Source organism: Rivibacter subsaxonicus (genome assembly GCF_004217215.1).
GTDB lineage: Bacteria > Pseudomonadota > Gammaproteobacteria > Burkholderiales > Burkholderiaceae_C > Rivibacter > Rivibacter subsaxonicus.
In genome coordinates, this window is sequence record NZ_SHKP01000004.1 from 325,596 (window position 1) to 350,157 (window position 24,562).

The following is a 24,562-nucleotide window of genomic DNA, read 5'->3' on the forward strand; positions in this document are numbered from 1 at the left end:
CCTTCGCTTCAGTCGATGGTCGCGCTCATGAAGCGCTGCCTCAGGCCTTCCAGCAAGGCACGTGCCGCGACGTCCCAGCGCAGTTCGGCGGCGCGCTCCAGCGAGCGACGCCGCAGCTCGGCCTGCAGCGTGGCGTCGCCTAGCACGCGCTCGATGAGCCGAGCCAGTGCGGCAGGGTCGTGCGGATCGAAGTGCAGCGCGGCGCCACCGCAGGTTTCACGCAGCACCGCGATGTCGGAGGCCAGCACCGGGCAGCCGCAGGCCATCGCCTCGACCGGTGGCAGGCCGAAGCCCTCGTAGAGCGAAGGAAAGACGAAGCAGGCCGCGCCCTGGTAGAGCGCCTTCAGTTCGCCGTCGTCGACGAAACCGGCACGCTTGACGACGGCCGGCAGCGTGCTGGCGTCGGTGCCGAAGACGCGCGGGTCGATGCTGCCGGCAATCACGACATCGAAGTTCGGCTGGTCGAGGCGGCGCATGGCCTCGACCAGCAGATCGAAGTTCTTGTGGGGCGCCAGGCTGCCGACCGCCAGCACGTAGGGCCTGGTGCTGGTTCCGAGCCGGGTGTGGATGCGCTGGTCGGCCTCGATGCGCGTCATGTGCTCGCAGCCCTCGGTGACCACCACCGGCGGCCGGGGGGGGCGGCAGTGTTCGAGGATCTCGCTGGCTGAGAAGGACGACACCGTGAACAGCCCCTGGCTACGCCGGCACAGCCAGGGAATGGCGAGCCGGTACCAGGCGCGAAAGCCGCGCGAGTAGGACTGCGGGACCCGCACCGGCGCGATGTCGTGCACCACGACAGCCTGCTTGCGCAGGCGCAGCGGAGCCACATTGCAAAGGTTGACCAGCACGCGATCGCCGACCACGCGTGGCAGATGCAGTTGCTCCCAGCCGATGCCGCCGGCCTCGCCGCTGCGCTCGATCGCGATCGAGTGCAGCGCCGGCAGATCGCTTGCGGTCGTCGGAACGACCAGGGTCCATGCTGTGCCGGCGGTGAGCGGGTCCCCGGCGCGGATCAGCTCGTCCAGGGCCTGGACAAGTTCGCGCGCGAAGCGATCGACACCGGTGGCGCGCCGGGTCAGGAAGCGACCGTTGATCAGGAAGGACGTGGGTGGAGTCAAGCGCGCCTGGAGATCGTGCCGCCTCGCCTCGAGGCCGGGCTCAGTGTACGGGCAAGCGTCGCGACAACAGGCCCCCGAAACGAAGACGGGCCACCCGCAGGTGGCCCGTCGCACGACAGGAGGAGTCGGCGTCGATCAGCCGGTCTGGCCGGTCGAGGTGCAGCTCAGGGTGGCACCGGTGACGGCCGGCTTGGCCGTCATCTTGCAGGCACCCGAAGTGATGCCGCTGCCGCTGTTGGTGTTGCCGCTGCACCAGGTCGAGGTGGTCTGCACGTTGGTCGTGCTGATGGACATCGGCACGCTGTGGTGCACGCCACTCATCGCCGTCTTCTCGAGACCCAGGTTCTCGATCCGGCCGGCCTGCGTGGTACGCGTCACGGTCTTGCCGGTGGCCGGGTCGACCGCGCTGACGCTCGAGCCGGAGGCCTGGCCGATGCGCATGCCCGGAGCATCGACTTCGGTGATCTTGTTGTTGATCATGGCCACGTTGCGCACGGACAGATCGGTGGACAGCTGCGCAATCGCCGCTTCGTCCTTGAAGATCACGCTGTGGATCTCGATGGCGCCGTGGCCCGTGATCTTGCTGGTCGTGAACTTGTTGCCCGGGTTGTAGGGCGGGTTCATCGTCTGGGTCTGGTCGATGGTGTTGCCATCGATCAGGATGTTGCGGGTGCCGAAGGTCTGGTACGAGGCCTCACGGGCCAGCAGGATGCCGGCGCCCATCGGCGAGTTGTGGACCTTGTTGTTGCGCACCGTCACGCCATCGGCGCCGATCATCGTGATGCCGCGACCCCAGTACTGCCCCGCCAGGTCGTTGTTGGCGATGTACATGTTCTTGTTGATGCCGCTGGACTGCTTGTTGCTCCAGTCGGAGTAGGTCTTGCTGCCCGAGCCGAGCGCACCGCTGCCGCCGGCGGCGTATGAGACCACGGCAACCATGTCATCGCCGTTCTCGCGCACCGTGTTGCCGATCACGCGGCCATCGCGCGAGCCCGAGGTGATGTGGATCGCATCGGCCAGCGAGCGCTGCACCGTGTTGTTGGCGACCAGGAAACGATAGCCCTTCAGGATGATGATGCCGGCGCTGCCGGCGCTGTTGGCCAGGTTCGTGCCAGGGGTACCGGCATTGATGATCTTGTTGCCCTGGATGACGACGTTGTTGACCGCCTTGCGCGAGCCATCGGCGTTGCTGGCATAGATCGTCATGCCGGCCGACCACGGCGTGGTCTGGCGGGTGGTCGTGACGGCGGTCTTGGTGAACGAGTAGACGCGCACGCCGTCGGCCTGGATCCAGATCGCCTGGTCGGTCGGGTTCGTCGCGTGGATGGTCGCGCCGGCACCGTACATCGTGGTGTTGGCGACCTTGAGCTTGATGCTCTTGTTGATCAGGTACTTGCCCGAGGGGAAGACCAGCCACTCGCCGGACTTCATGCCGTCGAGCGCCTTCTGGATCGCGGCGGTGTCGTCGGTGGTGTCGTTGGGCTTGGCGCCGAAGGCGGTGACCAGCTTGGCACCGGACGGAACGGCCGGGATCGCCGGGATGATGCTGCAGTTGGCGGTGCTGTTGGCCTGCGCCGTCGCCATCGTCTCGGTGTCCTGGGCTTCGGGCGGCAGGATCGTTTCTTCCGGCAGGTTCGGTGCCATGTCGGCATTCGAGGCGCTGCCATCGGCGACTTCGGTGTCGGTCGAGGGGGTGCTGGTGCTGATCAGCGCTTCGGCGCTGTCCTCGGTCGAGGCGGCCGGCGTGCTGGTGGACGACTCGGCGACCACGGTGTCATCGACCTCGCCACCGCCACCGCACGCGGTGAGGGCACCGGAGACGGCCAGGAGGCAGAGCAGCAGGGTGGAGGGCTTGACGTGAAGCTGGGAGCGGAAAGCCATGGTAAAGGTCGGGTACTCAGAGAGGCCAAAGAGGCATTCCGGGGGCCGCCGTCGCATGGACAGCGGCAGACTCGGAAACGGGAGTGGGCGAAAAGGCGGGAGGGAGGCTGCGCGCAAAGGCAGGGATTACCCGCACGACGGCGCTGTTGCCGGAACCCAACGGTTGGAACCCCGTGAACAGGGTGTCCAGCGGCAAGTCCTTATTGTTATTGCTGTTTTTGGCCAGGTCCGTGAGGCTTGGTAAGCCTGCCGGGGCAACGGTAACAAGGCGCTGCAACAGCTCGGCCGACCGCCGGCGATTTCGGAGGTCCGCTTCGGTTACAAGTGGTCGGTCGAGCATGACCCCCTCCATGCAGGGGGTGTGCCGGGCGTTTAGGGGGCGTGCCTGTGGCGGTCATCACGCCTGCCACTGCGCTTGGCGGCGGCTCTGTAAACGGCTGTGAGGCAGGCCGACCGCGACTGTCGGGTTTGTTACCGGGTATGACCGGCGAGGCTGTCGCCTGCCCCCTTCGGTCGATACATCGCGTCAGCGGCTGTATCGCCGGCGGCTCGGAGCGCTTGGTCAGGCCGAAGCGGCCCTATCTCTTGATGACCAAGTGAGCACCTGCTGACATTTGGCTTCCCAGCCCTGGATACGGGCCGAGGCCAACGGGTCCCCGTGGCTGCCGCGGGGCTCGGCGATCGCCGCACGAACATGGTTCGCGAAGGCCTCGTCGCCCACTGCGAGACGCACGAAATCGGGCGCGCGCCGGTGCAACTCGCTCGTCGCGGTCGCGACCACCGACAACCCGCTTGCCGCGTACTCGTACAGCTTCATCGGGCTGCGGCCGTCATTGGCTGGATGGGCCGACATCGGCAGCAGGGCCACGTGGCAATGCGCCAGCAGCGCCGGCAGCGTGGCGTAGGGCACCTGACCCAGCAGGTGGATGTTCGGCAGCGTCGCCGCCACGGCCCTGATGCCGGCGCCGGGCGGGCCGGCCAGCACGAAAGCAACCTCGGGCAATCGCTCGGCGGCCATTCGCAGCGATTCCAGGCCGAAGCGCTCGTCGAGTGCGCCGGTGTAGACCGCGCGGAGTCCGGGCGGCAGTGGCGGACAGGCTCCGCTGGCACCGGGCCTAAAGTGGTCCAGGTCGACGCCGTTCTCCAGTACCCGTACCGAGTGCCCACCCAGGGCCCGCAGGTGAGCCGCGACCGGCTCGGCCGTCGCGATCAGCGTGTCGGCGCGGGCGACCAGGTCGGCCTCGATCCCGGCGATCGAGGGGTCGCCGCGCATCTCGGCATAGAGGTCGGTCGGGCGATAGACGAGGTGGCGCGCCGCGACGAGATCGAGCACGTGCGCCAGGCGCGGCTCGTCGATCAGGACCAGATCCGGCTCCAGCATCGCGTGGGCCGCCAGCAGCCGCCGTGCCGACGCGGCGTAACCCAGTCCGAATCGACGCGCGGCGTCCGGGCCTCGACGTACCGCGGCCCAGGGCCAAGCACCTGCCGGCACGAGATCGTCAACGCCGTCGATGCGTCGGCCGCCGCGCCACCACCGCATCACCCGCTCACGCTCGAAAGGCCGGCCGAGGATGAGCAGGTGCGCCGGCGTGACCGGCGGGCTCAGGTGGACGACCTGATGGCCGAGGTGGGCGAAGCCGCGTGCCAGGTGGTGCGAGCCCACCACGAAGGGCCCGCCCGCCGGCGTGTGGCTGACGAAGAGGATCTTGCGGCGCTCGCCTGCGTCAACCGCCACTCGTGCGTCCGTAGGTGTCCTCGAAGCGGACGATGTCGTCTTCGCCGAGGTAGGACCCCGACTGCACCTCGATGATCTCGAGCGCCACCTTGCCGGGGTTGGCCAGGCGATGCGTCTCGCCGAGCGGGATGTAGGTGCTCTGGTTCTCGGTCAGCAGCAGCTTCTTCTCGCCGCAGGTCACCTCGGCCGTGCCGCGCACGACGATCCAGTGCTCGGCGCGGTGATGATGCATCTGCAGGCTCAGCGTGCCGCCCGGCTTGACCATGATCCGCTTGACCTGGAAGCGGCCGCCGGCATCGATGCTGTCGTACCAGCCCCAAGGCCGGTGCACCTTGCGGTGCCAGCTGTGCTCGCTACGGCCGTCGCGCTCGAGCCGGCCGACGATCTGCTTGACCTCCTGGCTTCGATCGCGTCGCGTGACCAGCACCGCGTCGGGCGTCTCGACCACGATCACGTCGTCGAGTCCGATCACGCTGACCAGCCGGCTGGTGGCGTGCACCAGCGTGTTGCGGCTGTCGTGCAGCAACGCATCGCCGACGCTGGCGTTGCCGTTCGCGTCGCGCGCGGCGACCTGCCACACCGCATCCCAGGCGCCGAGGTCGTTCCAGCCGGCGTCGAGCGGCACCATCTGCAGCGGCACTGCGCTGCCGGGGCAGCGCTCGAGCACCGCGTAGTCGACCGATTCGGAGGGCACCGCCGCAAAGGCAGCGCCGTCCGGACGCAGGAACTGCTGGTCGACCTTGCTCGCGGACCAGGCCGCGCGCGTGGCATCGAGGATGTCGGGGCGAAAGGCCTGCAATGCCTGCAGCCAGGTCGAGGCACGCAGCACGAAGATGCCGCCGTTCCAGAAGTAGCCGCCCTCGGCCAGGTAGCGCGCGGCAGTGGCGGCATCTGGCTTCTCGACGAAGCGGGCGACGGCGGCCGCAGCGTCCGCGTCGGCCGGCGTGGCGCCGGCCTGGATGTAGCCGTATCCGGTCTCGGGTCGGGTCGGCGTGATGCCGAGGATGACGATGCCGCCGTCCGCAGCGCGCTGCACCGCACGGCGCAGCGCGGCAACGAAGGCATCGGCGTCGGTCACGGTCTGGTCGGCCGGGGTGATCACGAGCACCGGGTCGCCGCCATCGGCGCCGGCCTGCAGCGCCGCCAGCGTGACGGCGGGCGCGGTGTTGCGGGCCGAGGGCTCGAGCAGAACCACCGACGGCTCGCACTTGATCTCACGCAGTTGATCGAGCAGCAGGAAGCGGTGCTGCTCGTTGCCGACGATGCACGGCGCGCGCGTCTGCAGCGTGGCGTCGGGCAGCGCCTGCATGCGTTGCACGGCCTGCTGGAACAGGCTGGTCGTGCCGGACAACGCCAGAAACTGCTTCGGGTAGCCCAGGCGCGACAACGGCCACAGGCGGGTGCCGGAGCCGCCGGCCATCACGACCGGCAGTACATCGATCTTCATTCCATCTGACTTCATCGAACGGCCTCTGCCTGCTGCGTGGTTTCAAATCCTTGAGGGTTCATCGACTGCCAGCGCCAGCTGTCCGCGCACATCGCGTCGAGGTCACGCCGGGCCTGCCAGCCGAGCCGCTGGCGCGCGAGTTCGGCATCGGCGTAGCAGGCGGCCACGTCGCCGGGGCGGCGCGGGCCGACGTGATGGGCGATGCGGCGACCGCTGGCGCGCTCGTAGGCGCGCAGCACCTCGAGCACCGAGTGGCCGCGGCCGGTGCCGAGGTTGGCGGTGAGCGAGCCGGCGCCATCGAACAGGTGACGCAGCGCCGCCACGTGGCCCTCGGCGAGGTCCATCACGTGGATGTAGTCGCGCACGCCGGTGCCGTCGACCGTGTCGTAGTCGCTGCCATGCACCTGCAACTCGGCGCGGCGGCCCACGGCCACTTGCGCGACATAGGGCATCAGGTTGTTCGGCACGCCGCGCGGGTCTTCGCCGATCAGGCCGCTCTCGTGCGCGCCGACCGGGTTGAAGTAGCGCAGGCAGGCGACCTGCCAGGCCGGGTCGCAGCGCTCGAGTTCGCGCAGCAATTGCTCGCCATGCAGCTTGGACAGGCCGTAGGGGTTGGTCGCCGAGAGTTCGGCGTCCTCGCGGATCGGCAGCGACTTCGGGCTGCCATAGACGGTGGCCGAGGAACTGAACACCAGCCTGCGGCTGCCGTTGGCCTGGAGTGCTTCGGCCAGCGATACCAGGCCGCCGAGGTTGTTGCGGAAGTAGGCCAGAGGCTTCTGCATCGACTCGCCGACCGCCTTGTGCGCCGCGAAGTGCACCGCGGCATCGACACCGTGACGCGCCACGGTCGCAGCGAGCGCGCCGCTGTCGTTGACGTCGATGTGCTCGAAGCGCGGCGTGCGTCCGATCAGGTGCGCGATGCGCGGCAGCACGGCGGGTGAGCTGTTGGCGAAGTTGTCGACGCCGAGCACGTCGAAGCCGGCAGCGCAGAGCGCGACCCAGGTGTGCGAGCCGATGTAGCCGGTCGCGCCTGTCAGGAGGACAAGAGGCATCTGTTCTGAAAAGATGAAGCTTCGCCTCAGCCTCGGAGGCTGAGCGTGGCGTTGCAGTAGGCCATCGTCGCCTTGAAGCCGACGATCGTTCGCGCCGTGGTGATGCTGGTGTCGCGATCCTCGTAGCGCGCACCGCACTCGAGACCGAAGCTGCGCGTCGCCTGGTAGCGAGCCAACAGGGTGTAGAGGTAGTTGTCGGCGGTCTGGCCAGACGCACTGATGACCTGGCCGCCGATGTCGATCTGCGTGAACTGGTCGTCAAAGGTGTTGCGCCAGTACTCGACGCCGGCCTTGACCTGGATCTTGCCGGTTGCATCCCAGGTGCCATCGATGCCGAAGCGGTCGGTCAATCGTGCGTCGGTGAGGAAGGTCTCGACGCCGGAGGCGCCGGTAGTGCTGGTGTTGGTGCCGGTATCGCGCAAGTAGCTCAGCCCGAAGTTCAGCTTGCCGGTCGCCTGGTAGTTCCACCCGATCTGGCCGGTCCAGCCCTTGAAGTCGCGCGTGGTGTCGAGTTCGTGCTCCTCGCGGGTGTAGCTCAGGCGCCCCGAAAAGGTCGACAGTCCGGTCGCATTGAGACGCGCAGTGAGGTCGATGCTGTCGCGCGTGTAGTCGTCGGGCGCGAACTGGCCGTTCACGACTACTGACCGCGGATAGGTGCCGTCGGTATGACGGGCGCCGAGGCCGAGCGTCCAGACACCGCGCGGCGCGAACTTGACGCCGCCGCCGTAGGTCAGGGCGCGGCGTGCACGGTCGTCGAAGGCCTCGGCCGTGTAGTCGATGTTCTGGTAGTTGACCAAGGCCTCCAGCGCAATGGCCGCCGTGATGCCGTACTGCACCCGGGTGCCGATGTACTGCGACAGTTCCTGGTTCTTGCCGCTGCGCTCGCGTGCCGTCGAACCATAGTCGCTGAAGCGCGCCAAGCTCTGGGCGAGCTTGAGGTCGACGTTGCCGCTGAGGCGCTCCACCGTCGACCAGTCGAGTCCGGTGCGGAGGTCGTAGCTGAAGTTGTTGAGCTGGCTCTGATCCTTGTAGGCATTGCCACGCAGCGTGACGTTGCCGTAGCCGCGCTGGCGGCCGAAGGGTTGGTCGAAGCCGCCGATCAGGGCCGTCGACGAGACCCAGTCGCTGGTCTTGACGAACTCGTCCGGCACGCGGAAAAGGTTGTCGTCGTGCGCGAAGCCCTGCGAGACCCGAAGGAAGTAGGGCAGCGGATCGTTGGCGCCGGCGGCTGCCGGCTCGCCGGCCGATTCCTGAGCACCCACGCGGGCGCAAACCAACAGCAGGCCGACCGACGCGAGCAAGTAACGTTCTTGCCGGTGCGGGTGCTGGCCGCAAGAGGGGGTTCGCATGGGCTCTCTCCTTGGCGTGTGTTGTGGTCTCGGGCGAGTACCGTATCCGGTCGGTCGCCCCGATCCCTACTGTGCTCTCTTTGCGGGTCTCGCGGCAGGCGTGGGGCCCTCAGAACGCGTGGCGATCGAAGAGCACCAGCCAGGCAGTCCGGGCAATGATCTGCAGATCCAGCCCCAGTGACCAGTTTCGCAGGTACTCCAGGTCGTACTCGATGCGGCCCTTCATGTGGTCGAGGTCGTCGCCGCCGCGGAAACCGTTGATCTGGGCCCAGCCGGTGATGCCCGGCTTGACCTTGTGGCGCACCATGTACGCGCTGATGATCTGGCGGTAGTGCTCGTTGACTGCAATCGCGTGCGGGCGCGGGCCGACGATGCTCATCCGCCCCTGCAGCACGTTGATGAACTGCGGCAACTCGTCGAGCGAGGTGCGGCGGATGAACGCGCCGAAGGGCGTGACCCGCGCATCCTGCTTGGTGACCTGGGTGTACTGGGTGGCGCCGTCCTCGGTCACCGTCATCGAGCGGAACTTGTAGACGATGATCTCTTCGCCATCGAGGCCGTAGCGGCGCTGCTTGAAGATCACCGGCCCCGGCGAGCTGAGCTTGACGCCGATCGCCACCGCGATCAGCACCGGCGTGATGAGCACGAGGATCAAGCATGACAGCACGAAGTCCGACATCCGCTTCACCAGCTCGTTGGTGCCCGTGAACGGCGTCTCGCAGATGCCGACCACCGGCACCCCGGCCATGTCCTGCAGCCGGCCCTGGATGATGCTGATGCCGAACACGTCGGGCACGAAAAACAGCGAGGCGGTGGTGTCCTGCAGTGATTGCAGCAGCGCCTGGATACGCGGCTGCGAGCCTAGCGGCAAGGTGACATAGACCTCGCGCACCGAGTGCGAGCCGACGTAGGCACCGACGTCGCCGAGGCCGCCCAGTCGGTGCGGATGCGCGGCCTCGTCGAGCCGGTCATCGGTGCGGTCGTCGAAGTAGCCGATGAAGTCGATGCCTTCGTCGCGCTGCGCCTCCAGCGCGCGTGCGACCTTCACGCCGAGCGACCCGCCGCCGACCACCACCGCCGTGCGCCGGCGGTAGGGGCTGCGCGCCTGGGCCCGGATGATCGTGCGGCCCAGCATCACGGCCAGCCACAACAGCAGCGGCGTGAGCAGCGCCCACTGCAGGATCACCTCGGTGTCGAACAGGTGCAGGCTGCGCGTGGCGTAGCCACACAGCACCAGGATCGCCAGCAGCGAGATCCACGACAGCAGGATGTCGACACCGGCCGCCAGCGGAGCGTCCGAGAAGCGATTGCGGCCGGGGAAGGTGAGCGCGAAGGCCAGCAGGCACAGCACCAGTTCGGTCCTGCCAACCGGCGGATCGAGCGCCTGCGTCACGAGCAGCAGCGTCGCCGCGATGATCCCCGGCTCGATGAAGGCGGCCACCAGTGAGCGCACCGACTGGGGTGCGCTGTAGAACGTCCGCTTGTATTCCCGGTGTTCGAACATTGCGGTCGGCGCCGGACCCGAGCGGGCCCCGCCGCGATTTGTGGCTCTGTGCGTCGTGCGACCGGGCTGGTCTGCGTGACGCTCCCCTCGACGACTTCATTGTCGCAAAGCACGTGCCTGGACCGGCCCCCAACATGGGAGGGTGTGCGTCGAGGACTCCTACAATCTGCAACATGTTTCAAGAGTGGACTGCAGCCCTGCTGCCTGCGCTGCATGAGCGCGTCACGCTGGCCCTGAACCATGTGCTGGCCTCCGAGCCGGCAGCGGGGCGGCGTCTCGCGGCGCATGCCGGCAAGGTGGTCGAGGTCTGTCCTCAGGGTGCGCCGGCGCCGCTGCCGCCATTGCCGCCGGCGCGCTGGCGCATCACCCCTGTCGGCTGGCTCGAGGCCATCCAGCCGCACGAGGCGGGCGAGCCGGCGCTGGTACTGCGCGTGTCGCTGGCCTCGCCGCTGGACCTGGTGCAGCGCATGCTTGCGGGGCGCACGCCAGAGGTGGCGATCGAGGGCGATGCGGCGTTGGCCACCGACGCAGCCTGGCTGGTCGAGAACCTGCGTTGGGACGCCGAAGCCGACCTCGAGCGCGTGCTCGGTCCGGCCGCTGCGCACCAGATCGGCAGCGTCGGTCGCGGCATCGCGCGCGCCCTGCGCTCCATGCTGGCGCGCCCGGCTCCGCATGGCTCGGGCACCGCGCCCGCAGCGGGCGCTGCGGCCGGAGCGGCGCCCCGATGAGGAACCTGGCGCGGCTGTTCTTCATCGCTTTCACGTTCCTGCGCTTCGGGCTGGATGAGCTTCTGCTCTCCAGTTTCGAGCATCGCTGGCTGCAGGCGCTCAGGCGAATTGTTTCATTTGGTCGCAATCTCGATGCGCCTCGCGGACAACGGCTGCGCGAAGCGCTCGAGAAACTCGGGCCGATCTTCGTCAAGTTCGGCCAGGTGCTGTCGACCCGGCGCGACCTGCTGCCGACCGACATCGCCGACGAACTGGCGCGGCTGCAGGACGACGTGCCGCCGTTCCCGGCCGAGCAGGCGATCGAGTTCATCGAGCGCGCCTTCGGCAAGCCGCTCGACGCGGTGTTCGCGCACTTCGAGCGCGAGCCGGTGGCCAGTGCCTCGATCGCGCAGGTGCACTTCGCGCAGTTGCTCGATGGTCGCGAGGTCGCAGTCAAGGTGCTGCGGCCGGGCATGCTGCGCGTGATCGACGACGACCTGGCGCTGTTGCGCAAGGCCGCGGTCTGGGTCGAGCGACTCAGCGCCGACGGCCGGCGCCTCAAGCCGCGCGAGGTGGTGGCCGAGTTCGACAACTACCTGCACGACGAGCTCGACCTGGTGCGCGAGGCCGCCAACGCCACGCAGCTGCGGCGCAACATGGCCGGACTGCAGCTGGTGATGATTCCGGAGATGGTGTGGGACTACTGCACCCCCGGCGTGATCGTGATGGAGCGCATGACGGGCGTGCCGATCAGCCAGATCGAGCGCCTGCGCGAGGCCGGGGTCGACATCCCGAAGCTGGCCCGCGACGGCGTGACGATCTTCTTCACGCAGGTGTTCCGCGACGGCTTCTTTCACGCCGACATGCACCCCGGCAACATCCAGATCAGCCTCGATCCCGCGACCTTCGGCCGCTACATCGCGCTCGACTTCGGCATCGTCGGCACCCTGAGCCAGACCGACAAGGACTACCTGGCGCAGAACTTCATCGCCTTCTTCCGCCGCGACTACAAGCGCGTGGCCGAGTTGCACGTCGAGTCGGGCTGGGTGCCGGCCGGCACCCGGGTCGACGCGCTCGAGGGTGCGATCCGCGCGGTCTGCGAGCCCTTCTTCGACCGCCCGCTCAAGGAGATCTCGCTCGGCCAGGTGCTGCTGCGCCTGTTCCAGACCTCGCGCCGCTTCAACGTCGAGATCCAGCCGCAGCTGGTGCTGCTGCAGAAGACGCTGCTCAACGTCGAGGGGCTCGGGCGCCAGCTCGACCCCGAGCTCGACCTCTGGAGCACCGCCAAGCCCTTCCTCGAGCGCTGGATGAGCGAGCAGATCGGCTGGCGCGCGCTGGCCGAGCGGTTGCGCGACGAGGCGCCGCGCTACGCCAAGCTGCTGCCCGAACTGCCGCGCCTGATCCACGACGCCCTAGAGCGCACCGCCGGCGGCGCCGACCCGGCCAGCCGCAACGCGACGCAGGTGCTCGAGGCCCTGCTGGCCGAGCAGGGGCGCAGCAACCGGCTGCTGCGCGCGCTGTTCCATGGTGCGCTCGGCTTCATCCTGGGCGCGGTCGCGGCCCAGTTCTGGCTGCGCTGGCCAATGCACTAGAGCTGGCCCGCGGCGGGCAATGCATCACGCTCGCGCCGAACCGATCCCCTGATAATTCGGGCCCAACAAAAGCCTCCGGGCGCGGCCGTCTCGTCAACACCGGCCGGGCCCGGATTCCGAATCCTCGAGCGCTCGCCTTGCCGGAGCCCGTCCCATGCTGCTGACCCTGGTCATCCTCTATCTGCTCGGCACCATCGCCATCGGCCTGTGGGCCGCCAAGCGCGTCAAGACCTCGGCCGACTTCGCGATCGCCGGCCGCAACCTGCCGCTGTTCATGATCGTCACGACGACCTTCGCGACCTGGTTCGGCTCCGAGGTCGTGCTCGGCATCCCGGCCAAGTTCGTCGAGGGCGGCCTCAACGCAGTGGTCGAGGACCCCTTCGGCGCCGGCATGTGCCTGATCCTGGTCGGCCTGTTCTTCGCCGCCAAGCTCTACAAGATGACATTGCTGACGATCAGCGACTTCTACCGCGAGCGCTACGGCCGCGCGGTCGAGGTGATCTGCTCGCTGATCATCATCCTGAGCTACCTGGGCTGGGTCTCGGCCCAGGTCACGGCGCTCGGCCTGGTGTTCAACCTGCTCTCCGACGGCGCGATCAGCATCCCGCTCGGTATGGTGATCGGCACCGTCTCGATCCTGGCCTACACGCTGTTCGGCGGCATGTGGTCGGTGGCGGTCACCGATTTCGTGCAGATGATCATCCTGGTGCTCGGCCTGTCGGCCTGTGCGGTCTTTGCCGCCGGCATGGCCGGCGGTGCCGACAAGGTGGTCGGCCTGGCCGTCAGCCAGGACCTCTTCCGCTTCTGGCCCGAGCCGACGTTCCAGCAGATCCTGTTCTTCATCGCCGCCGCGATCACGATGATGTTCGGCTCGATCCCGCAGCAGGACGTGTTCCAGCGCGTCATGTCGGCCAACAACGTCGGCGCCGCGACCAAGGGTCCGGTGATCGGCGGCATCGCCTACATCCTGTTCGCCTTCGTGCCGATGTTCCTGGTCGTCAGCGCGCTGATCATCATCCCCGAGCAGGCCTCGCAACTGGTCAAGGAAGATCCGCAGAAGGTGCTGCCGACGCTGGTGATGACGCAGATGCCGTTCTGGCTGCAGGTGATGTTCTTCGGGGCGCTGCTGTCGGCGCTCAAGAGCACGGCCTCGGCCACGTTGCTGGCGCCCTCGGTGACCTTCGTCGAGAACATCTGGCGCCAGTTCGTGCCGCGCCTAGCCGGCGCCTCCGGCGACCGCCGCGAGCTCAAGACCATGCGCATCGCGGTGCTGATCTTCTCGCTCTGCGTGCTGGCCTACGCCATTGCGCTGCAGGGCACGCCGATCTACGACATGGTCTCCGGCGCCTACCAGGTCACGCTGGTCGGCGCCTTCGTGCCGCTGGTGGCCGGGCTGTTCTGGCCGCGGGCGACCACCCAGGGCGCGATCTTCTCGATCGTGCTCGGCATCGTCAGCTGGATCCTGTTCCAGCTCACCCCGGCGGGCGAGGCCTTCCCGGCCCAACTGGCCGGCTTCCTGATGGCGGCCATCGGCATGGTGATCGGCTCGCTCGGGCCGCAGGCGCTGAAGAACAAGCATGGCAGCCACCACCGGCTGCTCGGCGTGCAGGGCAGCGGCGGCGCCTGATTCGCGCGGGTCGGACAGGCCCGGCGCCGGCCGCGCGCCAGGGCGACCCCGGCCTGCGCCGGCGTGCTTTCTATAATCACGGGTTTTCCAGCGGGGCCTTCATGCCGATCTACGCCTACCGCTGCGACTCCTGCGGTCATGCGCGGGACGTGCTGCAGCGCCTCTCCGATCCTGTCCTCAGCGACTGCCCGGCCTGTGGTGCGGCCACGTTCCGCAAGCAGGTCACGGCTGCCGGCTTCCAGCTCAAGGGCTCGGGCTGGTACGTCACCGATTTCCGCAACGGCAACGGCAGCAGCACGCCAGCCAAGCCGGCCGCCGAGGGCGCCGGCACCGATGCGGCGCCTGCGGCGGCGCCGGCCAAAGCCGAACCGACCCCGGCAGCCACTGCATCGGGGTCGACCGGCACCGATTCCGCCTGATAGCGCCGTTCACGGCGTCCAACAAGAAAGCCCCGCTTGAAAAAATACCTCATCGCCGGTCTGCTGGTCTGGCTGCCACTGGCGATCACCATCTGGGTGCTGCTGTGGGTGGTGGGACTGCTCGACGGCGTCTTCCGCGCGCTGGCCGGCGTGGCGCAAGCCATGCTGCCCGACGCCGCGGTGGCGGTCATTGCCGCGCTGATGCGAGTGCCGGGATTCGGCGTGCTGGTCGTGGCGCTGCTGCTGCTGCTGACCGGCATGTTCGTCACCAACTTCATCGGTGCCTGGTGGCTGCGCCAGTGGGACAAGCTGCTGGCCCAGATCCCGATCGTCAAGTCGATCTACAGCTCGGTCAAGCAGGTCTCGGACACGCTGTTCTCGAGCAGCGGCCAGGCTTTTCGCGAGGCGGTGCTGGTGCAGTACCCGCGCGAGGGCGCCTGGACCATTGCCTTCGTCACCGGCCGCCCGGGCGGCGAGGTGGCCCGGCACCTGGACCCGCAGACCCACATCAGCGTCTACGTGCCGACCACGCCGAACCCGACCTCGGGCTTCTTCCTGATGCTGCCGCGCGCCGACGTGCGGCCGCTGGCGATGAGCGTCGACGAGGCACTCAAGTACATCATCTCGATGGGCGTGGTGGCGCCGGGCAACGGCGCCTCGCCGGGGCAGCCGGCACTCGCGGTGGCTGCCGCCGCCGACGAGGGGCGAAATCACCGGGGCTGAACGCATGGCGTGCGTTCGGCCCTGAGGGCTTGCGAGACAGCCCGCACAAAGCCTGATCGATCCCAGGCCGCCAGGCTCGATGCCGGCGGCCACCGAAGCCAGAAGATTCCGGAGTCAAGAAATGCGTAGCAGCTATGCCGGTCTCGTCAGCGAAGCGCTGATGGACCAGACCGTCACCCTCATGGGCTGGGCCCACCGTCGCCGCGACCACGGCGGCGTGATCTTCATCGACCTGCGCGACCGCGAGGGCCTGGTCCAGATCGTCTGCGACCCCGACCGTGCGGCGATGTTCGCCACGGCCGAGGGCGTGCGCAACGAGTTCTGCCTCAAGGTGGTCGGCAAGGTGCGTGCGCGCCCGGCCGGCACCGAGAACGCCAACCTGGTCAGCGGCAAGGTCGAGGTGCTGTGCCACGAACTCGAGGTGCTCAACGCCAGCGTCACGCCGCCGTTCCCGCTCGACGACGAGAACCTCTCGGAGACGACGCGCCTCACGCACCGCGTGCTCGACCTGCGCCGGCCGCAGATGCAGAAGAACCTGATGCTGCGCTACCGCGTCGCGATGGAGGCGCGCAAGTACCTCGACGAGCGCGGCTTCATCGACATCGAGACGCCGATGCTCACCAAGAGCACGCCCGAGGGCGCGCGCGACTACCTGGTGCCGAGCCGCGTCAACGACGGCATGTTCTTCGCGCTGCCGCAGAGCCCGCAGCTGTTCAAGCAGTTGCTGATGGTGGCCGGCTTCGACCGCTACTACCAGATCACCAAGTGCTTCCGCGACGAGGACCTGCGCGCCGACCGCCAGCCCGAGTTCACCCAGATCGACATCGAGACCAGCTTCCTCGGCGAAGAGGAGATCCGCTCGATGTTCGAGGGCATGATCCGCCACGTCTTCAGGAAGGCGCTCGACGTCGAGCTCGGCGACTACCCGGTGATGAGCTACGCGGATGCGATGCACCGCTTCGGCTCCGACAAGCCGGACCTGCGCGTCAGCCTCGAATTCACCGAGCTGACCGACGTGATGGCCGACGTCGACTTCAAGGTCTTCAGCACGCCCGCCACGACTAAGGGCGGTCGCGTGGTCGCGCTGCGCGTGCCGGGCGGCGCCGAGATGAGCCGCGGCGAGATCGACGGCTACACCGAGTTCGTCAAGATCTACGGCGCCAAGGGCCTGGCCTGGATCAAGGTGAATGACGTGGCCAAGGGCCGCGAGGGGCTGCAGAGCCCGATCGTCAAGAACCTTCACGACGCCGCGATCGCGAAGATCCTCGAGCGCACCGGCGCGAAGAACGGCGACCTGCTGTTCTTCGGTGCCGACAAGGCCAAGGTCGTCAACGACGGCATCGGCGCGTTGCGCGTGAAGATCGGCCACAGCGAGTTCGGCAAGAAGGCCGGGCTCTTCGAGGACCGCTGGGCGCCGCTGTGGGTGGTCGACTTCCCGATGTTCGAGCACGACGAGGAGGGCGATCGCTGGGTCGCGGTGCATCATCCCTTCACCGCGCCCAAGGACGGCCACGAGGACCTGATGGACACCGACCCCGGTGCCTGCGTCGCCAAGGCCTACGACATGGTGCTCAACGGCTGGGAACTCGGCGGCGGCTCGGTGCGGATCCATCGCGCCGAGGTGCAGAGCAAGGTGTTCTCGGCGCTCAAGATCGGGCCCGAGGAGGCGCGCCAGAAGTTCGGCTTCCTGCTCGACGCGCTGCAGTACGGCGCGCCGCCGCACGGTGGCCTGGCCTTCGGCCTCGACCGCATCGTCACGATGATGGCCAAGGCCGAGAGCATCCGCGACGTGATTGCCTTCCCCAAGACCCAGCGCGCGCAATGCCTGCTGACCGGCGCGCCGAGCGCGGTCGACGAGAAGCAACTGCGCGAGTTGCACATCCGCCTGCGCAACGCGGTGGCGGCGCAGGGCTGAGGCGGCTTCTCGCCGGCCGGTACGACGGGGCGCCTGCGGGCGCCCCGTTCGCTTTGGGGAATCGCCGAGGTTGCGTTGGCTAGAATGGCTAATCGACAGCCGGAGCTCGCCATGGAAGTCAGTGCCACCGAGGCCAAGAACCGACTGGGACAGGTGCTCGAACATGCCCAGCGCGAGCCGGTCTTCATCGAGAAGGCCGGCCGCAAGCACAGTGTGGTCATCTCGTACGAGCGCTACCAGAAGCTGATGGCGGCCGAGGCCGCGCCCCAGGGCGGCGACCCGGGCCGCCGCTTCTACGAGCGCTACAAGGACTGGGTCGACGAGCAGAACCGCCTCGTTGCCGAGGTCGGCGTGTTCGGCGAAGAGTTTCGCCCCTGGTGAGGCGGGATGGCGCAGTTCGACCTGTACGCCAATCCGTCGGCCGCGCAGCGGCAGGCCTTTCCCTACGTGGTCGTGCTGCAGAGCGACCACCTGGATCACTACTCGACACGACTGGTGATGCCGCTGTCGCGACTGAAGCGCGTTCCCGACACGCTGCCGCGCCGTCTCGCGCTGACGGTCAGCGTCGATGGCGAGACGTTGCATCTGGCCTCGCACCTGTGCGCGCCGTTGCCGGCTCGGCTGTTGACGGAGCCGCTGCGCTCGCTGCGCGACCAGGCGCCGTCGCTGCTCGACGCGCTCGACGCGGTCATCAGCGGGCTGTGAGGCGATGAACGCCCCACGTTCGCCCAAGATCCCGGAGTCGGTGCTGGTGGTGATCCACACCCCGTCGCTCGAGGTGCTGCTGATCGAGCGCGCCGATGCGCCCGGCTACTGGCAGAGCGTCACCGGCTCCAAGGATGCGGTCGACGAGCCGCTGCATCTGACCTGCATCCGCGAGGTGGCCGAGGAAACCGGCATCGAGATCGGCTCGGCCGCGGTGCCACTCGCGAACCTGAGCGACTGGGGCCTGGCCAACGTCTACGAGATCTACCCGCGCTGGCGCCACCGCTACGCCGAGGGCGTGACGCACAACACCGAGCATGTGTTCGGCTTGCAAGTGCCGGCCGGCATCGCGGTGCGGCTGGCGCCGCGCGAGCACACGGCCTTCGCCTGGCTGCCGTGGCGCGAGGCGGCCGACCGCTGCTTCTCGCCGAGCAACGCCGAGGCGGTGCTGCAGTTGCCGCGCTTTGCCGCGGACACGGCATGAACCCGCTGCACTCCACGCTGCTGCCGCCGACGCCGCGCAACGACGAGCGGCTGCGGGTGGCGACCTACAACATCCACAAGGGCGTGCGCGGCATGGGTCCGGGCAAGCGGCTCGAGATCCACAACCTCGGCCTTGGCATCGAGGCACTCGATGCCGACGTCGTCTGCCTGCAGGAGGTGCGCCGCTTCCATCGCGGCGAGGCGCGGCGCTTCCAGCGTACGCACCAGGGCTGGCCCGACTCGCCGCAGGCCGATTTCCTCGCGCCCGAGGGCTATGTCGCGGCCTACCGCACAAACGCCATCACGCGCGGCGGCGAGCATGGCAACGCGCTGCTCACGCGCTGGCCGATCGGCGACGTCGGTCATGCCGATGTCTCGGACCATCCCTTCGAGCAGCGCGGCCTGCTCCACGTGCCAGTGCACTACGCCTGGGGCGTGGTGCATGCGGTGGTGGCGCACTTCGGCCTGGTCCACGCCAGCCGCGTGCGCCAGGTCGAGCGGCTTGCAGCCTTCATCCACCGCCATGTGCCGGCCGGCACGCCGCTGATGGTGGCCGGCGACTTCAACGACTGGGGCGAGAAGCTCGATCCGCTGATGCGCGAGATCGGCCTCGAGCGCGCGGTGGCGCCCGGGGCCGTGCCGGCGCGCACCTTTCCCTCGCTGGCGCCGGTGTTCGCGCTCGACCGCGTCTACACGCGCGGCCTGGCCTGCGTCTCGACCGCGGTGCCGCGCGGCAGCATGTGGGCGCGCATGTCCGACCACCTGCCGCTGGTCGTCGAGTTCGAGCCGCTGTGAGCCCGAACCACCAGGGCGGCGCCGCCTCGCGCCCGCGCACGGCCACGATCGACGAGCGGCCGCCGGCCGAGGAGCGCGCCGACTGGTACCTGAGTTCGCGCCCGGTCTACAGCGGCGGCAACGAGGTCGTGCTGCTGCGTGGCGGCGACGCGCTCTTCGCATCGATGCACGAGGCGATCGCCGCGGCCAGGACCGAGGTCTGGGTCGCAACCTACATCTTCAGCGAGGATCCGGCCGCGTCGGCGCTGGCGCAGGCGCTGGCGGCGGCCGCGCAGCGCGGCGTCAGCGTGCGGGTCGTGGTCGACGGCTTCGGCTCCGAGCACTCGCAGGCGGCGCTGCAGCGCCTGCTCGGCGAGGCCGGCGCCGGCTTTGCCGTGTTCCGGCCGCTGACCAGCTGGCGCAGCTGGCTGCAGCCCAACCAGCTGCGGCGCCTGCACCAGAAGCTGTGCGTGGTCGACGCCAGGGTCGCCTTCGTCGGCGGCATCAACCTGATCGACGACCGCTTCGATCTTCACCACGGCTGGGCCGAAGTGCCGCGGCTCGACTACGCCGTGCGCCTGCGCGGCGCCGTCGTCGGGCCGATCGAGCAGACGGTGCGCGCGATGTGGACGCGGGCCCGCTTCGGCAGCGACTGGCGCGACGAGGTGCGCGACATCGCGCGCGACCCGCGGCCGATGATGGCGGCGCGCCGCCTGCTGCGCACCCTGCGGGTGGTCGCGCCGGGGCAGGTGCCGAAGGAGGCGCTCGAGGCGCTGCCGGCGGTGCGCGCGGCCTTCGTCGTGCGCGACAACCTGCGCCAGCGGCGCACCATCGAACGCGCCTACATCGAGGCGCTGCAGCGGGCGCGCGAGCGCGCCGTCATCGTCAGCCCGTACTTCTATCCGGGCCGGCGCTTTCGCCAGGCGCTGGGCCAGGCCGCCCGCCGTGGCGTCGACGTGCGGCTGCTGCTGCAGGGCAACGCCGACTACCGCATCGCCGCGATGGCCGCGCGCGCGCTCTACGAGGGCTTGCTGGCGCGCGGCGTGCGCATCTTCGAGTACCAGCCGGCCTTCCTGCATGCCAAGGTCGCGCTGGTCGATCGCGACTGGGCCACGATCGGCAGCTCCAACATCGATCCGCTGTCGATGCTGCTCAACCTCGAGGCGAACATCGTCGTCAGCGACCACGGCTTCGCTGCCACGCTGGCGGCCGCGCTCGAGCGCGACTTTGCCGATTCGGTCGAGGTCTGCCCCGTCACGCGCCGCGAGCCCACGCTGCTGGGCCGCGCGCGCCGGGTCTGCGTGGCGTGGATCGCGCGGGCCTACCTGCGGTTGGCGGGTTTCACGGGCAAGTACTGAGGGCCGCGGCTCCAGGCCCGCCTGCGCGGGCCTGGACGGCCCGCAGGACCGGAGCTCTGCGACGGGCATGAGACCCCGTCCTCAGACCTTGCCGGTCAGGTCCTCGCCGAAACGGTTCGGCCCGGTCGTGCCGCGCAGGAAGCCGCACTCGATGAACGCCCACAGTGCGCCGATGATCGGCACCAGCACGATCAGCAGCCACCACGCCGACTTGTCGCGGTCGTGCCAGCGCTTGACGGTGATCGCCAGCGACGGCCACAGCAGCAGCGCGTTGACCAGGTAGGTCGTGGTCTGGTCCTTGACGCCGAGGATGCCGAGCAGGATGAAGAAGAAGATCGCGACCAGCAGCAGTGCCCCCACGCCCCAGATCCAGTAGGTCTTGCGCGGTATGCGGCCCTGGAAGCTGAACAGGATCTGGCCCGGCGTCAGCGGGGCGGCGAAGCGGTTGGTCTCGGTGCTCATGCGGGCGGGCTCCGGTGGTTCATCGGGCATCACCACCAACGGCGGCGGCGAACGCGGGCCTGCTTAGTATGCTGTCCGCTACCACCCTTCCCGATGCCATGAACCAACACCTCTACCTGCTCACCGGCGCCTCGCGCGGCCTCGGACGCGCGCTCGCGCAACGACTGCTGCGGCCCGGGCACGAACTGCTGTGCCTGTCGCGCGGCACCGACCCGACGCTGGCCGAGGCGGCACGTGCCGCCGGCGTGGTCTGCGAGCAATGGCCGGCCGACCTGGCCGACCCGGTGCCGGTCGCGGCACGGCTCGAAGCCTGGTTGCGGGCGATCGATCCGCAACGCTTTGCCAGCGCCACGCTCGTCAACAATGCCGCGCTGCTGCTGGCGCCGGGGCCGCTCGACCGCAGCGAGGCGCTGCAGCTCTCGGCCGCGCTGCGGGTCGGACTGGAAGCGCCGGCGCTGCTGAGCGCGGCCTTCCTGCGCGCCACGCGTGACTGGCCCGCGAGCAAGCGGGTGCTCAACATCTCCTCCGGCCTCGGCCGGCGCGCGATGGCGGGCAGCGCCTCCTACTGCGCCGTCAAGGCCGGGCTCGACCACCTGAGCCGCGCGCAGGCGCTCGACGAGGCGCTGCAGCCCAACGGCGCGCGCATCGTCTCGCTCGCGCCCGGCGTGATCGACACCGACATGCAGGTCCAGCTGCGCGGTGCCGGCGCCGAGGGCTTTCCGGAGCACGACATGTTCGTGCAGATGCACCGCGGCGGCCAGCTCAGTACGCCGGCCGACACCGCGGCCCGCATCGTCGAGTGGATGGAGAGCGCGACCTTCGGCGCCGAGGTGGTGGCCGACATCCGCACCGTCTGACATGGTGCCCCCACGCTTGCGGCGATGCCGCTACGCTGCCCCCCGAGGGGGCGCAGTCCGGCTTGGGGCGGCCCGGCGCCGTCCTGACCGCGCATGGGCGAGTTGATCGTCGAGCGACCGGAGGGTCTGTACTGCCCGCCCGGCGACTTCTACATCGACCCCTGGCGCCCGGTAGCACGCGCCGTCATCACTCACGCCCACGCCGACCACGCGCGCGCCGGGCACGCGCACTACCTGGCCGCGGCGCCGGGGGCCGGCGTGCTGCGCGCACGGCTGGGCGACATCAGCCTGCAGGCGCTGGCCTACGGCGAAGGCATCGATCACGGCGGCGCCAGGCTCAGCCTGCATCCTGCCGGCCATGTGCTCGGCTCGGCGCAGGTGCGCATCGAATATCGCGGGGAAGTCTGGGTCGCCTCGGGCGACTATTTCGTCAGTGGCGCCGGCGACGACAACCTCAGCTGCGCGCCCTTCGAGCCGGTGCGCTGCGACTGCTTCATCACCGAGTCGACCTTCGGCCTGCCGATCTACCGCTGGCGCCCGCAGCGCGAGGTCTATGCCGAGATCGACGCTTGGTGGCGCGCCAACGCCGCCGCCGGCCGGCCCAGCCTCTTGCTCGGCTACAGCTTCGGCAAGGCGCAGCGCATCCTGGCCGGCGTCGACGCCTCGATCGGACCGATCTTCGTGCACGGCGCGGTCGAGCCGCTCAATCGCGCCTACCGCGAGGCCGGCGTCGCGCTACCAGCGACACGGCTGGTCAGCGAGACGAGCGACAAGGCCGAGCTCCGTAACGCGCTCGTCATCGCACCGCCGAGCGTGCTGGGCAGCGCCTGGACCAGACGCTTTGCCGACGCCAGCGACGCCTTCGCCAGCGGCTGGATGCAACTGCGCGGCGCACGCCGCCGCCAGGGTGTCGACCGCGGCTTCGTGCTCAGCGATCACGCCGACTGGCCGGGGCTGCAGAACGCCATCAAGGCCACCGGCGCCAGCCGCGTGATCGTGACGCATGGCTACGAGGCGGTGATGGTGAGGTGGCTGCAGGAGCAAGGCTTGGAGGCGGGGGCGTTCAGCACCGAGTACGGGGACGAGGCGCTCGATGTGGCGGCTGACGCGACCGCGGCCGTAGCGTCCCACGACTGAGCGCTCCCATGCGGCGCTTCGCCCTTCTCTACGCCGAACTCGACGCACAGACCTCGACCACCGCCAAGGTCGACGCGCTGGTGCGCTACTTCGCCGAGGCGCCGCCCGAAGACGCCGCCTGGGCGGTGTACTTCCTCGCCGGCGGCAAGCCGCGCCAGGTGCTGCCGACCGCGCTGCTGCGCCAGATTGCGCTGGCGCGTGCCGGCATCGACGACTGGCTGTTCGAGGAGAGCTACCAGGCGGTCGGTGACCTGGCCGAGACCATCGCGCTGGTGTTGCCGCCGCCGACGCGCCTCGGCGATGCCGGTCTGGCGCAGTGGGTCGAACAGCGGCTGTTGACCTGGCGCGGGCTCGATCCGGCGGCGCAGGCCGCGGCGCTGAACGAGGCCTTCGACGAGCTCGACACCGCCGGCCGCTTCCTGCTCGTCAAGCTGATCGGCGGCGGCTTTCGGGTCGGCGTCAGCAAGCTGCTCGTGCAGCGCGCGCTGGCCGAGCATGCGGGGCTCGACGCCAAGCGCGTGGCGCAACGCATGATGGGCTACACCGATGCCAAGGCGACGCCAACGGCAGCGCGCTTTGGGGCGCTGATCGCTGCAGGCGACGAGGCGCCGGCCGACGCCGGGCAGCCCTATCCCTTCTTCCTCGCGCACGCGCTGCAGTTGCCGCTCGATGAATTCGAGTCACGGCTCGGCCCGCCAACCGACTGGCTCGCGGAGTGGAAGTACGACGGCATCCGGGCCCAGATCGTCAGACGCGTCGGCCAGGTGTGGATCTGGTCGCGCGGCGAAGAGCTCGTGACCGAGCGCTTCCCGGAGGTGAGCGCGCTGGCGCAGGCACTGCCCGAGGGCACGGTGCTAGACGGCGAGTTGCTGGCCTGGCGCGATGGTGCGCCGGCAGCGTTTGCGTTGCTGCAGCAGCGACTCAACCGCAAGACCTTGTCGAAGAAGTTGCTGGCCGACGCGCCGGTGCATTGCGTCGCCTACGACCTGCTCGAGTGGGGCGGCGAGGACCTGCGCACCCGCGCGCAACGCGAGCGCCGCGCGCTGCTCGAGCAGGCGCTGGCCGGCACCGGCTTCGGCCTCTCGCCGCGGGTCGAGGGCGACGGTTGGGCCGAACTGGCGGCCCAGCGCGAGCAAAGCCGCGCCCGCGGCGTCGAGGGCCTGATGCTCAAGCACCTGGCGTCGGCCTACGGCAGTGGCCGCACCAAGGCCGACGGCACCTGGTGGAAGTGGAAGATCGAGCCGATGAGCGTCGACGCGGTGCTGGTCTACGCCCAGGCCGGCCATGGCCGCCGCGCCAGCGTCTACACCGACTACAGCTTCGCGGTCTGGAACCGGGCGCCGCGCGACGCCGCAGAGGCGCAGGCCGCGGTCGAGGCGATCGCCATGCGCCGGCCGCCGCCCGAGCCAAGTACCGCCGAGCCGCAGCCGCTGCAACTGGTCAACTTCGCCAAGGCCTACTCGGGCCTCTCGGACGAGGAGTTCAAGGCGGTCGACAAGATCATCCGCGCCAGCACGATCGAGAAGTTCGGCCCGGTGCGCAGCCTGCGGCCGAGCCTCGTGTTCGAGCTCGGGTTCGAGGGCATCAACCGCAGCGCGCGCCACAAGAGCGGCATCGCGGTTCGCTTCCCGCGCATGCTGCGCATCCGCAACGACAAGCCTCTGCACGAGGCCGACACGCTGCAGATCCTCGAGGCCTTGCTGGGCTCTAGCTAGCT

At 69.2% G+C, this 24,562-nt stretch carries 22 protein-coding genes; 14 read left to right on the plus strand and 8 right to left on the minus strand.

All coding sequences use genetic code 11. The features are described from left to right. Nucleotides 1–8 precede the first annotated feature (8 nt). From EV670_RS01490 to EV670_RS01520, 7 genes are all read right to left on the minus strand, one after another. Entirely contained in the window at nucleotides 9–1,118 is a 1,110-nt protein-coding gene (locus EV670_RS01490; protein ID WP_130430043.1) for a glycosyltransferase family 4 protein, read from the minus strand. 135 nt (nucleotides 1,119–1,253) lie between these two features. Beyond that, nucleotides 1,254–2,999 carry a glycosyl hydrolase family 28-related protein gene (locus tag EV670_RS01495; protein WP_165393201.1) on the minus strand — a complete coding sequence of 582 codons (1,746 nt, stop codon included), beginning with the start codon at nucleotides 2,997–2,999 and terminating at the stop codon, nucleotides 1,254–1,256. Between the two features lie 562 nt (nucleotides 3,000–3,561). Continuing rightward, on the minus strand, nucleotides 3,562–4,734 hold the full coding sequence (locus EV670_RS01500; protein ID WP_130430045.1) for a glycosyltransferase: 1,173 nt from the start codon (nucleotides 4,732–4,734) through the stop codon (nucleotides 3,562–3,564). Then, a complete protein-coding gene (locus EV670_RS01505; RefSeq protein ID WP_130430046.1) occupies nucleotides 4,724–6,181 on the minus strand; it encodes a mannose-1-phosphate guanylyltransferase/mannose-6-phosphate isomerase in 1,458 nt (485 codons plus the stop codon). Before EV670_RS01505 ends, EV670_RS01500 begins: the two co-directional genes overlap by 11 nt. An 11-nt stretch (nucleotides 6,182–6,192) precedes the next feature. Beyond that, complete coding sequence (galE, locus tag EV670_RS01510; RefSeq protein WP_130430047.1) at nucleotides 6,193–7,233, minus strand: UDP-glucose 4-epimerase GalE; 1,041 nt, start codon at nucleotides 7,231–7,233, stop codon at nucleotides 6,193–6,195. Nucleotides 7,234–7,259: 26 nt separating this feature from the next. Then, nucleotides 7,260–8,495 carry a porin family protein gene (locus tag EV670_RS01515; protein WP_130430048.1) on the minus strand — a complete coding sequence of 412 codons (1,236 nt, stop codon included), beginning with the start codon at nucleotides 8,493–8,495 and terminating at the stop codon, nucleotides 7,260–7,262. A 196-nt stretch (nucleotides 8,496–8,691) separates the two neighbouring features. Beyond that, a complete protein-coding gene (locus EV670_RS01520; RefSeq protein ID WP_130430049.1) occupies nucleotides 8,692–10,086 on the minus strand; it encodes an undecaprenyl-phosphate glucose phosphotransferase in 1,395 nt (464 codons plus the stop codon). Nucleotides 10,087–10,259: 173 nt separating this feature from the next. Here EV670_RS01520 and EV670_RS01525 point away from each other — a divergent pair, with 173 nt between their 5' ends. The 11 genes from EV670_RS01525 (at nucleotide 10,260) to clsB (ending at nucleotide 20,389) form a co-directional block, all read left to right on the plus strand. Continuing rightward, a complete protein-coding gene (locus EV670_RS01525; RefSeq protein WP_130430050.1) occupies nucleotides 10,260–10,814 on the plus strand; it encodes a hypothetical protein in 555 nt (184 codons plus the stop codon). After that, nucleotides 10,811–12,385: a ubiquinone biosynthesis regulatory protein kinase UbiB gene (gene ubiB / locus EV670_RS01530; RefSeq protein ID WP_130430051.1), complete on the plus strand. Its 1,575-nt coding sequence runs from the start codon at nucleotides 10,811–10,813 to the stop codon at nucleotides 12,383–12,385. The genes EV670_RS01525 and ubiB overlap by 4 nt, the downstream gene beginning before the upstream one ends. A gap of 154 nt (nucleotides 12,386–12,539) precedes the next feature. Next, nucleotides 12,540–14,012, plus strand: coding sequence for a high affinity choline transporter 1 (locus EV670_RS01535; protein ID WP_130430052.1), 1,473 nt, complete (start codon nucleotides 12,540–12,542; stop codon nucleotides 14,010–14,012). A 101-nt stretch (nucleotides 14,013–14,113) separates the two neighbouring features. Further along, the gene (locus EV670_RS01540; protein ID WP_130430053.1) at nucleotides 14,114–14,431 is read left to right on the plus strand and encodes an FmdB family zinc ribbon protein; all 318 of its coding nucleotides are present in this window, start codon (nucleotides 14,114–14,116) and stop codon (nucleotides 14,429–14,431) included. A gap of 36 nt (nucleotides 14,432–14,467) precedes the next feature. Continuing rightward, on the plus strand, nucleotides 14,468–15,154 hold the full coding sequence (locus EV670_RS01545; RefSeq protein ID WP_130430054.1) for a DUF502 domain-containing protein: 687 nt from the start codon (nucleotides 14,468–14,470) through the stop codon (nucleotides 15,152–15,154). Between the two features lie 121 nt (nucleotides 15,155–15,275). After that, nucleotides 15,276–17,069, plus strand: a complete 1,794-nt coding sequence (gene aspS, locus EV670_RS01550; protein ID WP_130430055.1) for an aspartate--tRNA ligase — start codon at nucleotides 15,276–15,278, stop codon at nucleotides 17,067–17,069. Nucleotides 17,070–17,180: 111 nt separating this feature from the next. After that, a complete protein-coding gene (locus EV670_RS01555) occupies nucleotides 17,181–17,450 on the plus strand; it encodes a type II toxin-antitoxin system Phd/YefM family antitoxin (RefSeq protein ID WP_130430056.1) in 270 nt (89 codons plus the stop codon). A gap of 6 nt (nucleotides 17,451–17,456) precedes the next feature. Beyond that, the gene (locus tag EV670_RS01560) at nucleotides 17,457–17,774 is read left to right on the plus strand and encodes a CcdB family protein (protein WP_130430057.1); all 318 of its coding nucleotides are present in this window, start codon (nucleotides 17,457–17,459) and stop codon (nucleotides 17,772–17,774) included. A gap of 4 nt (nucleotides 17,775–17,778) precedes the next feature. After that, nucleotides 17,779–18,258: a dihydroneopterin triphosphate diphosphatase gene (gene nudB / locus EV670_RS01565; protein WP_130430058.1), complete on the plus strand. Its 480-nt coding sequence runs from the start codon at nucleotides 17,779–17,781 to the stop codon at nucleotides 18,256–18,258. Further along, entirely contained in the window at nucleotides 18,255–19,052 is a 798-nt protein-coding gene (locus EV670_RS01570; RefSeq protein WP_130430059.1) for an endonuclease/exonuclease/phosphatase family protein, read from the plus strand. Before nudB ends, EV670_RS01570 begins: the two co-directional genes overlap by 4 nt. Continuing rightward, the gene (clsB, locus tag EV670_RS01575; protein ID WP_341274599.1) at nucleotides 19,049–20,389 is read left to right on the plus strand and encodes a cardiolipin synthase ClsB; all 1,341 of its coding nucleotides are present in this window, start codon (nucleotides 19,049–19,051) and stop codon (nucleotides 20,387–20,389) included. Before EV670_RS01570 ends, clsB begins: the two co-directional genes overlap by 4 nt. Before the next feature lie 81 nt (nucleotides 20,390–20,470). Here clsB and EV670_RS01580 read toward each other — a convergent pair whose 3' ends face one another. Beyond that, complete coding sequence (locus EV670_RS01580) at nucleotides 20,471–20,851, minus strand: DUF805 domain-containing protein (RefSeq protein WP_207224978.1); 381 nt, start codon at nucleotides 20,849–20,851, stop codon at nucleotides 20,471–20,473. A 98-nt stretch (nucleotides 20,852–20,949) separates the two neighbouring features. On the opposite strand from EV670_RS01580, the gene EV670_RS01585 reads away from it, so the two are divergent. The 3 genes from EV670_RS01585 to EV670_RS01595 all read left to right on the plus strand — a co-directional run bounded on the left by EV670_RS01585 (nucleotide 20,950) and on the right by EV670_RS01595 (nucleotide 24,560). Further along, entirely contained in the window at nucleotides 20,950–21,708 is a 759-nt protein-coding gene (locus EV670_RS01585; RefSeq protein ID WP_130430061.1) for an SDR family NAD(P)-dependent oxidoreductase, read from the plus strand. Between the two features lie 93 nt (nucleotides 21,709–21,801). Beyond that, nucleotides 21,802–22,845, plus strand: a complete 1,044-nt coding sequence (locus EV670_RS01590; protein WP_130430062.1) for a ligase-associated DNA damage response exonuclease — start codon at nucleotides 21,802–21,804, stop codon at nucleotides 22,843–22,845. 8 nt (nucleotides 22,846–22,853) lie between these two features. Further along, on the plus strand, nucleotides 22,854–24,560 hold the full coding sequence (locus EV670_RS01595; RefSeq protein ID WP_130430063.1) for an ATP-dependent DNA ligase: 1,707 nt from the start codon (nucleotides 22,854–22,856) through the stop codon (nucleotides 24,558–24,560). Nucleotides 24,561–24,562 lie beyond the last annotated feature (2 nt).